The 9,450-nt window shown below is 71.0% G+C and carries 10 protein-coding genes; 6 read left to right on the top strand and 4 right to left on the bottom strand.

The window, feature by feature from the left end; genetic code table 11:
• Positions 1-98: 98 nt before the first annotated feature.
• Complete coding sequence (locus ACFWP7_RS04690) at positions 99-359, top strand: hypothetical protein (RefSeq protein WP_384375914.1); 261 nt, start codon at positions 99-101, stop codon at positions 357-359.
• 435 nt (positions 360-794) lie between these two features.
• On the opposite strand, the gene ACFWP7_RS04685 is transcribed toward ACFWP7_RS04690, so the two are convergent.
• Entirely contained in the window at positions 795-1,574 is a 780-nt protein-coding gene (locus tag ACFWP7_RS04685) for an NAD(P)H-dependent oxidoreductase (protein WP_384375911.1), read from the bottom strand.
• A gap of 153 nt (positions 1,575-1,727) precedes the next feature.
• On the opposite strand from ACFWP7_RS04685, the gene ACFWP7_RS04680 reads away from it, so the two are divergent.
• Positions 1,728-2,576 (top strand): helix-turn-helix transcriptional regulator, encoded by an 849-nt coding sequence (locus tag ACFWP7_RS04680; RefSeq protein ID WP_384375908.1) that lies wholly within the window; start codon positions 1,728-1,730, stop codon positions 2,574-2,576.
• 174 nt (positions 2,577-2,750) lie between these two features.
• Here ACFWP7_RS04680 and ACFWP7_RS04675 read toward each other — a convergent pair whose 3' ends face one another.
• Complete coding sequence (locus ACFWP7_RS04675) at positions 2,751-4,229, bottom strand: cellulose binding domain-containing protein (protein ID WP_384375905.1); 1,479 nt, start codon at positions 4,227-4,229, stop codon at positions 2,751-2,753.
• Between the two features lie 274 nt (positions 4,230-4,503).
• Between ACFWP7_RS04675 and ACFWP7_RS04670 the strand changes: the two genes are divergently transcribed.
• The 3 genes from ACFWP7_RS04670 to ACFWP7_RS04660 are packed head-to-tail and all read left to right on the top strand — an operon-like array spanning position 4,504 to position 6,617.
• On the top strand, positions 4,504-5,211 hold the full coding sequence (locus ACFWP7_RS04670) for a TetR/AcrR family transcriptional regulator (protein WP_384375902.1): 708 nt from the start codon (positions 4,504-4,506) through the stop codon (positions 5,209-5,211).
• An 11-nt stretch (positions 5,212-5,222) separates the two neighbouring features.
• Positions 5,223-6,371: an FAD-dependent oxidoreductase gene (locus ACFWP7_RS04665; protein WP_384375899.1), complete on the top strand. Its 1,149-nt coding sequence runs from the start codon at positions 5,223-5,225 to the stop codon at positions 6,369-6,371.
• Between the two features lie 12 nt (positions 6,372-6,383).
• On the top strand, positions 6,384-6,617 hold the full coding sequence (locus tag ACFWP7_RS04660; protein ID WP_384375896.1) for a hypothetical protein: 234 nt from the start codon (positions 6,384-6,386) through the stop codon (positions 6,615-6,617).
• A gap of 47 nt (positions 6,618-6,664) precedes the next feature.
• Here the strand turns inward: ACFWP7_RS04660 and ACFWP7_RS04655 are convergent, their stop codons facing one another.
• Entirely contained in the window at positions 6,665-8,041 is a 1,377-nt protein-coding gene (locus tag ACFWP7_RS04655) for a sensor histidine kinase (protein ID WP_384375893.1), read from the bottom strand.
• A 28-nt stretch (positions 8,042-8,069) separates the two neighbouring features.
• A complete protein-coding gene (locus ACFWP7_RS04650; RefSeq protein ID WP_384375890.1) occupies positions 8,070-8,759 on the bottom strand; it encodes a response regulator transcription factor in 690 nt (229 codons plus the stop codon).
• A gap of 164 nt (positions 8,760-8,923) precedes the next feature.
• On the opposite strand from ACFWP7_RS04650, the gene ACFWP7_RS04645 reads away from it, so the two are divergent.
• The gene (locus tag ACFWP7_RS04645; protein ID WP_384375887.1) at positions 8,924-9,439 is read left to right on the top strand and encodes a hypothetical protein; all 516 of its coding nucleotides are present in this window, start codon (positions 8,924-8,926) and stop codon (positions 9,437-9,439) included.
• Positions 9,440-9,450: the final 11 nt, after the last annotated feature.

Below are 9,450 nucleotides of genomic sequence, written 5' to 3'. Positions count from 1 at the left end.
CACCGTGGTGGCCGCCGCCGGTGTCCTCAGCCGGCTGAGGACCGTCCCGGCCGTCGAACGGCTGCTGCCGGGCTGGCTGCGGCCGCGGGAGGGCGCGGATGGTGAACAGTGACGAACGCGCCGGAGTCGCTCTCGAACTGGAGCGGCTGAGACGGGCCGTCGACGTCGGCTTCGCCACCGCGCGCGGCGACCTGGCGCTGCTGCTGCAACGCGCCGACCAGACCGACAAGACACTCAACGACCACGAGGAACGGATCGACGCGCTGGAACGGACCCGGTGGCCCTTGCCGGCACTGGCCGCGGTGACCTCCGCCATCGCGCTCGCGGTCACGGTGTGGTCGTCGGGTGGCGGGAGGTGAGTGACGTGCCGAGCGCCTCGGCCGGATGCAGAAAAGATCCGGCCGGGGCGCTCAACCCCCTTACAGAGGAGTCCAGTTGCCGCCAAGCGGCCACAGCCGCAGCCGCCGCGAGCGCCCCGTCGAGTCGGCTCTCGGCGGCGATTCCCAGCGGCCGGCCGAGGCAGTCCATCGGGCTCAGGAAGTTGAAGCGGCGATCTCGGAGGGGGCGTGCTCCATGCTGCCCAGGGCTTCGAGCGCTTTCACGGGTCGGATTGCGGCGCGCGATCCAGCACGGCTGCTCCTCGGTGTGCTGGTGGCCGCCGGCCGCGACCGGGTTGATCGCCGAGTCGGTGCCCCACCCGCACACCCCGACCGGTGGCGCTCACCCTCACCTCCGCCACGGCCCTCGGGCCGCTCCTCGGGTTCGCCCCGGCTCGTCCCGTCCGTCGCCGGAGGTCAGCCGCGCACGTGCAGCCCGAAACCCGTGCGGCCCGCGGGCTCCAGTCCCTCCTTCAGGTGCAGCGAGGGAATCTCGTAGTCACCGAAGTTCTGCCGCCGGAACGCGATCGGCTCGGTCGACTCCAGGGTGAGCAGGCGCTGTTCCCAGGCCTTGGCGACGTCCGGGTAGTCCTCGCCGGTAAGCCGGTCGGCGCCGTACAGCACGAACGGCGGCAGCACCTCCATGCCCGGGAAGTAGAGGATGCCGTGGTGGATCGGGAACAGCAGATCGTCGATGGGGCCGTTGATCCCGCGAGCGGCGTAGTGCGACTCCGGGCCGCCGGTGGTCACCGACAGCAGAGCCTTCCTGCCCGCGAGGGTGCCTTCGCCGAAGCGCTCGCCGTACTTGGTGTCGCTGTGCTCGCCGACGCCGTAGGCGAAGTGGTAGGTGAACACCCGGTCCACCCAGCCTTTGAGGATCGCGGGCACCGTGTACCACCACAACGGGAACTGGAAGATGATCGTGTCGGCCCACAGCAGCTTCTCCTGCTCGGCGCGGACGTCCGCGGTGAGCGTCCCGGCGTCGAAGGCCCGGCCCGAGTCCGGAGCGACCTTCAGCGGACTTGAGGCCTCGGGGCCGTAGTCCGCGGCGTCCACGACCGCCTTCCAGTTCATCGCGTACAGATCGCTCACCCGTACCTCGTGCCCGGCGGTCTCCAACGTCGACACCGCGAGGTCCTTCAGCGAGCCGTTGAGCGACGTCGGCTCCGGGTGGGCGTAGACGATCAGCGTCTTCATGGGAACTCCTTCGGATCGGGTGCCTTCGATACTGGGCGCCGCGGCGCCCGGCGTTCAGGGGCGCTTCTTCCGTAGGACCGGACTTCCTGGTACCGGACTTCCTGGTAATGGCAGGACCACCTTCACGGGCACCACCGCGGCCATACTGAGGACATGGACGATCTCGCGGGCTTCCTGCGGACCCGGCGTTCCCGGGTCGACCCGGCGGCCGTCGGCATCCCCACCGACAGCCGCCGCCGGGTCGAGGGGCTGCGCCGCGAAGAGGTCGCGCACCTGTCCGGAGTCAGCGTCGACTACTACGTACGGCTGGAGCAGGGCCGCGCGACCCAGCCCTCCCAGCAGGTCCTCGATGCGCTCGCCCGCGTCCTCGGCCTCGACGAGACCGAACGCGACCACCTCTGCCGGCTCACCCAGCAGCGCCGCCGCCCCGCGAAGGCGCCGACCGGGCGGGTCCGGCCGGAGCTGCTGCGCGTCCTCGACCTGGTCACCGACGCACCCGCGCTGATCATGGACCACCGCCTGAACGTGCTCGCCGGGAACCGTCTCGCCTGGCTCCTCTACGGCCGGCCGCTACCGGGCCTGAACACCGCCCGGCACATCTTCCTCGAGGAGGCCGAACGCGGCCTCTACGCGGACTGGGAGAACTGCACCCTCGACGTGGTCGGACACCTGCGTCTGGCCGCCGGCAAGTACCCCGAGGATCCCCGGCTGGCCTCGCTCATCGGCGAGTTGGCGATGGGCAGTGAGCGCTTCCGCCGCCTGTGGGCCCGTGCGGACGTGCGCGCCCGCACCCACGGACGCAAGGCGTACCGGCACCCGCTGGTCGGCCTGCTGGAACTGCACCAGGAGAACTTCACGCTACCGGACGAGTCGGACATGGAGCTGCTGGTCCTGTCCGCGACCCCCGGCAGCCCCGCCGAGGACGGGCTGCGCCTGCTCGCGGGCCTGGGCGCGGACATCACTGACGCGCATCCCCCGGTGAACGCTCCATTCCGCGAGTAACTCGACGACACCCACCCACCGCCGTGCAAAACCCACGTCCGCACGCCCCCACGTCCCCACGTCCCCACGGACACGCTGTGGTCCCACGCGTCCCGGCCGGATGGGGAAAGTCCGGCCGGGACGCGTACCCCCGGACAGAGGGGGCTGGAGGGGATGCGTACCCCGTACAGGGGGCTAGTTGAAGGCGCTGAAGGCCTTCGCGAACGCGTTCGCGTCCTGGACGATCGAGCTGCAGGTCGCGTCGGCGGAGTTCTTCGCGCCGCCGGGGCACTGCTTGTCGCGGGTGACGGACCACATGGAGAGCCAGCCGATGCCCTTGGACCTGGCGAAGGCGACCAGCTGGGTGGCGTCCTCGACCTTGAAGATCTCCGTCGCCACGTCGTTGACGCCGATCATCGGGGTGATCGCGACCGCCTTCCAGGCCGCGCTGTCGGAGAGCCCGAGGACGCTCTTGACCTGGGCCTGCGTCGCGGTCGCGGCCTGCTCGGCGTACGTACCCATGTCACCGCTGTACGCGGGCCCGTAGTCCATCGCCATGATGTTGACGGTGTCGATGGAGACGCCGTTCGCCTGGGCGTTGGACAGCAGGTTCACGCCGTCCTGGGTGAGGCCCTCGGGCATCACCGGCAGCGTGAACGACACGTCCAGCGACGGGTGTTGCTGCTGGAGCTGCGCGATGGCCTTCGCGCGGATCGTGTTCGCCGCCGTGTTCGGCAGCGCGCCGCCCTCCACGTCGAAGTCGACCTTCGTGAGGTCGTAGACGTCCACGACCTTGTTGTACGCCGTTACCAGCGCGTCCGCCGATGAGCAGGCCGTGGCCAGTTCGGAGCCGGAGGCGCCGCCGAACGAGACGCGGACGTCGCCGCCCTTCGCCCGCAGGGCGCCGATCTGCGCCGCGACCGCGTCACTCGCCAGGTCCGTCACACCGCCCCACTTGGGCGTGCAGCCGCCGCCGTCCGTGATGAAGGCGAGGTTGTACTGCTTCACGCCGGTGGCTGTGGCGCCGGCGCCCAGGTCGAAGGCGGGGTAGAGGGAGGTGTCGACGTAGGGAGCGAAACCGGCGCTCGCGGTGGTGCCGCCGCTTGAGGTCTCGGAGGGGGTGGGAGTGGCGGTCGCCGTCACCGTCGGGGTCGGGGTCGGGGTCGGGGAAGCGGTCGGCGAGGGGCTGGAGCTCGGGGTCGCCGATTCCGTCGGGCGGCCGCTCGGTTCCGGTGTCGCGCCGTCGTCCACCGAACACTTGGCGCCGTCGATGAGACAGCCCGTCGGGTTCGCGGTGCCGTTCACGACGAACCCGACGGTGACGGACTCACCGGCCACCAGGCCGTCCTTGTCCCAGGCCGGCGGCTTCACCGTGACGTGCTGCCCGCTCACCGCGGACTCGGCGTTCCACAGCGAGCTCAGCGTGGCGCCGGACGGCAGGTCGAACTCCAGCGTCCAGTCCCCCCTCACCTGGCCGGTGCCGTTCGTGATGACGTACTGCCCGGTGTAGCCGGTCGACCAGTCACTGGTCTTGGTGTACGCGGCTCCGACATCGGCCGCCTGCGCGGTCCCGGAGAACAGGAGGGCGCCACCGCCGACCACGGCAGCGGCGACGACGCCGCCTATCGCCTTGTTCCTGCCACTGACCTTGCGCCGGTGCTGCGTACTGCTCATCGCGTGTGCCTGCCTTCGCGGTTTCACGGTTTCACGGGGAGTGGGTGCGGCAGCACGCTAGCGATCCGGATTCGGGCAAACCGCTTCATCCGGACGGAGGTTGGCGATCTTAGGGTGCGCTTAAGGAAGGCATCGGGGGCGGTTAAAGGTCGAGACCAATTTCCGCGACGCTGAGCCGCGAACTGAGCCCCACGCGGAGCTGCCGATGGAGTCACGAACGAACATGTTCGTCAAGAACTTGTTCGTAACGAACATGTTCGTTACCCTGGAAGACATGGCAGCCCATCACCCCGACACACCGAGCAGTCGCGGCCCCAGTCGCCGCGAGCGCCCGGCCAAACCGGCCCTGACACGGGACGGCATCGTCGCCACCGCCGTCGAGATCACGCGCGCCGAGGGCCTGCAGAGGGTCACCATGCGGCGGCTGGCGCAGGAGCTGGACACCGGCCCGGCCTCGGTGTACGTGTACGTCCGCAACACCGCGGAGCTGCACGCCGCCGTACTGGACGAGCTCCTGGGAACCGTCGAGTCACCCCCGGCCGACGAGGGCGACTGGCGCGAGCGTCTGGAGAAGGTCCTCACCTCCTACACCGGGGTGCTGTTCGCGTACCGGGGCCTCGCCCAGTCCGCTCTGGTGGCCCGCCCCAGCGGAGAGCACTACCTGAACCTCGTCGAGAGGCTGCTGACCCTGCTGGACGAGGGCGGCGTGCCGCCCGGACAGGCGGCCTGGGGCGTGGACCTGCTGCTACAGGTCGCGACCGCAACCGCGGCCGAGCATGCCGTCCAGGACCGGGCCGCCGGAGCCCAGGACGACTGGGACGCCCTCGCCCACGCCCTTCAGAACGCTTCCGGCGACACCCACCCGCACATCGCCTCGCTCGCCGACGAACTCCTGGCAGGCGCCCCGAAAGCACGTATGACCTGGGGCTTCCAGATGTTGATCAACGGCATCCTGCACACCCCCACGCCCACCTCGACTTAAGGAGCACGACCATGACCACAGCCACGCCCACTCACCACCCCGTAGCCGTCATCGGTGCCGGGCTCGGCGGCCTCACCCTCGCCCGCGTCCTGCACGTCCACGGCATCGAGGCCGCCCTCTTCGACCTGGACGCCTCACCGACCGCCCGCGCGCAGGGCGGCATGCTCGACATCCACCAGGAATCCGGTCAGGCCGCACTGCGCGCCGCCGGCCTCCACGACGATTTCCGCACCCTCGTCCACCCCGGCGGCGAGGCCATGCGCGTCCTCGACCAGCACTCCGTCGTCCGTATGAAGCAGGACGACGAGGGCGACGGCGACCGCCCCGAGGTCGAGCGCGGCAGGTTGCGTGACCTCCTGCTCGGCTCGCTGCCCGAAGGCACGATCCGCTGGGGCGCGAAGGTCACCGGGGCACGCCCGCTCGGCGGAGGCCGCCACGAGGTGACCCTCGCCGACGGTTCCGTCTTCACCACCGACCTGCTGATCGGCGCCGACGGAGCCTGGTCCCGGATCCGTCCGCTGGTCTCCGACGCCACCCCTGTCTACTCCGGCCTGTCCTTCGTCGAGGCGGACCTGCTCGACGCCGACACCCGTCACCCCGACAGTGCCGGCGTCGTCGGCGGCGGTATGTTCATGGCCCTCGGCGCGGGCAAGGGCTTCCTGGCCCACCGCGAGCCCGACGGCAGCCTGCACATCTACACCGCGCTCAAGGTGCCCGAGGAGTGGATCGACGGCATCGACTTCACCGACACCGCCCTGGCCAAGGCCGCCGTCCTCGATCAATTCGCCGGCTGGGACGAGAGCCTGCGGGCGCTGGTCGCCGACGCGGACGGTGCGCTGGTCCCGCGCCGGATCCACACCCTGCCCGTCGGCCACCGCTGGGACCGCGTCCCCGGCGTCACCCTGCTCGGCGACGCCGCCCACGTCATGTCACCGTTCGCCGGCGAGGGCGCCAACCTCGCCATGCTGGACGGAGCCGAACTCGGCGCCGCCCTCGCCGCACACCCCCGCGACACCGAAGCCGCCCTCGCCGCCTACGAGCAGGCACTGTTCCCCCGCAGCGAGACCTCCGCGGCCGAGTCCGCCGAGAACCTGATCACCTGCTTCCGCGACGACGCCCCTCAGGGCCTGCTCGACCTCTTCGCCGGCTACCAGGCCTAGGCGGAAGCCCAGGTGCGAGCCCCGACGGGAGCCCAGGCCAAGGCCCAGGCGGAAGCCCAGGTCCAGGCTGCCGAAGCCCAGGCCAAGGCCCAGGCGGAAACCCAGGCCCAGGCCGCCCAAGCCCAGGCCGAGGCCCAAGCGGAAACCCAGGCCCAAGCGGAAGCCCAGGCCGAGGCCCAAGCGGAAACCCAGGCCCAAGCGGAAGCCCAGGTCCAGGCCGCCCAAGCCGAAGCCCAGGCAAACTGACCCACCCGCCCGGACGACCCGGACGACTCGGACGGCCCTGACAAACGTCAGCCCACACCCACTCCGCGCCGACGACGCCGTACTGACCCCCGATGCCCGCGTTGGACCGGCGCGCGCCCGTCCAGCTGGATCCAGATCCGCACCTCCGTCCCCCCAAGCACGGACGAACCGATCCGCACATCCCCGCCCGTCGACTCCGCGAGCCGGCGCACGATGTCGAGGCCGAGCCCCGTCGAGCCGTCGCTCCCGGACCCGCGCCCGCGTGCCATCGCCGCCTCCGGGTCCCTGATCCCGGGACCCGCATCCGACACCAGCACGATCACGGCGTCCTCGCTGTTGTGCACGTCGACCGCGAAGGCGGTGCCCTCGGGGGTGTGCCGGAAGACATTGCCGAGCAGCGCGTCGAGGCAGGCCACGAGCTCGGTGCGGGCGACGGGTATGCGTACCGGACGGTCCACGCCCGCGACCCGCACCTTGCGGCCCTCGTCCTCCGCGAGCGCCGACCAGAAGTCCATCCGCTCGCGCACGACCTCGGACGCGTCGCACCCGGCGACGACGCCTATCGCGGCGGTCTGCGGTTTGGCCTCCCGGGCCGTCCGGATGATCGTGTCGACCTCGCGCTCCAACTGTGCGACGGCCGCCCGGGTCTGCTCGGCGGCCGGTCCGTCGCCCAGCGAGGCCGTGTTGAGCCGCAGCACGGTCAGCGGGGTGCGCAGCCGGTGCGAGAGGTCGGCCGCCAACTCCCTTTCGTTGGCGAGCAGTTGTACGACCTGATCGGCCATCGAGTTGAACGCGACCGCCGCGAGGCGCAGTTCGGTGGGCCCCTCCTCGGGCACCCGCGCCCCCAGTTTGCCCTCGCCCAACTCGTGCGCACCCTCGGCCAGTCGCTGCGCGGGCTGCACCATCCGCACGCCAAGGCGGTCGGCCACCGCGACCGAGCCGACGATGAGCGCGACGCCGACCGCGGCGAGTACCGCCCAGGCCGGGCCGATCCCGTTGCCGACCTCGGACTCGGGGACGTAGACCTCGACGACGGCGATCTTGCCGGAGCTCAGCGCGACGGGCTGGAGCAGGGTGGAGCCGCCGGGGACCTCGGTGGTGGAGGCGCGGCCCAGCTTCCGGGTCGTGGTGATGTCCGCGTCGGCGGCGCGCTGCTTGCCGATCTCGACGGCGGCCGCGCCGTCGGCGGCAGGTATGTGCACGGCGATGCCCTGGTCCGAACCCGCGGAGGCGACGACCCGCTCCAACTGGTCCCGGTCGGTGGTGATGGAGAGCGCGGGCGCGATCGCCGCGGCCTCCCGCTCGGCGTTCGAGAACGCCCGGTCCCTGGCCATCTCCTTGATGACAAGGCCGAAAGGCACCGCGAAGGCCACCACGACCATCGTGGTCACCGCCACGCACACCTTGACCAGCGCCCACCTCATGACGCCCACCCCCCGACCGAGATCCGGCTCATAGCGGCGGCTCCAGCTTCACGCCGACACCCCGCAGGGTGTGCAGATAGCGCGGCCTGGCCGCCGTCTCGCCCAACTTCCGCCGCAGCCACGACAAATGGACGTCAATGGTCTGATCGTCCCCGTACGCCTGCTGCCACACCTCCGCGAGCAGTTCCCTGCGTGCCACGACGACGCCGGGCCGCCCGGCCAGGAAGGCGAGCAGGTCGAACTCACGCCGGGTGAGATCCAGCCGTACGCCGTCCAGTTCGGCCTGGCGGCGCAGCGGGTCGATGGCGAGTCCGCCGACCCGGATGACCGACGACGGGGGCACGTCCCCCGCGGGCACCCGGGTGCGGCGCAGGACGGCCGCCATCCGCGCCGACAGGTGCTCGACCGAGAACGGCTTGGTCAGATAGTCGTCGGCGCCGTCGTTCAACAGCCGGACGATCTCCGCCTCGTCGTCCCGCGCGGTGGCGATGATCACCGGGACGTCGGTGATTCCGCGCAGCATCTTCAGCGCCTCGGCCCCGTCCAGATCGGGCAGACCGAGGTCGAGGATCACGACGTCGAAGGAGAAATGGGCGACCTCGCGCAGCGCCTCAAGGGCGGTGCCGACGCTGCGCACGATGTGCGCGGCATCGGTCAGATGCCGGATGAGGGCTGAGCGTACGAACTGGTCGTCCTCGACCACGAGCACACTTGCCATGGGCAGGACCGTACGCCATCGGGGCGAGCCGCTCCGGTGCCTGTGGATAACTCGGTACGAGTCCGCACGAGCCGGTTGTGGACAAGGCCACCAGGGCCCAGCGGCGCGCGAAATCTGAGAGACCCCTGGGACGTGTGAGGCGGTCGTGAGGCAGTATGGCCGCGATGCGCAGAGGACTCGTACACGTACTCGCTTGGTCGCTCGCCACGGGCGCGGCGGTCGCACTGTCGTGGTGGGGTGTCCACTCGGTGATGACGGGGACGGCGTACGACCCGCCGCGCGCCCTGCCCATCACGGCGGGCGACGCGACGCCGCCGGAGGCGAAACCGCTCGCCACCTCGGCGGAACGGGCCGAGCCGTCGAACGGCCCGTCGAGCAAGGCGCCGCAGAGCCCTGTGCCGACTCCGACCTCCTCGAAGACTCTGGGCGCAGGCCCCTCGCCGTCCTCGTCCGGTACCTCGTCCGCCCAGGTCAAGAGTTACGACACCGAAGGCGGCCGGGCGGTCTTCGCGCTCGGCAAGGCGTCCGCGACGCTCGTCTCGGCGACCCCGGGTTCGGGCTGGTCGATGCAGGTGTGGAAGACGGAGACGTGGATCCGGGTGGAGTTCAGCTCGGGGGTGGACCGGCTGACGGTGTTCTGCACGTGGCACGACAGCGCGCCGCAGGTACAGGTGTACTGAGCGTCGACGGG

It is taken from the genome of Streptomyces sp. NPDC058470 (assembly GCF_042721055.1).
GTDB lineage: Bacteria > Actinomycetota > Actinomycetes > Streptomycetales > Streptomycetaceae > Streptomyces.
Note: the sequence above shows the minus strand (reverse complement) of the source record. Positions and strands in the feature narration are given on the sequence as shown.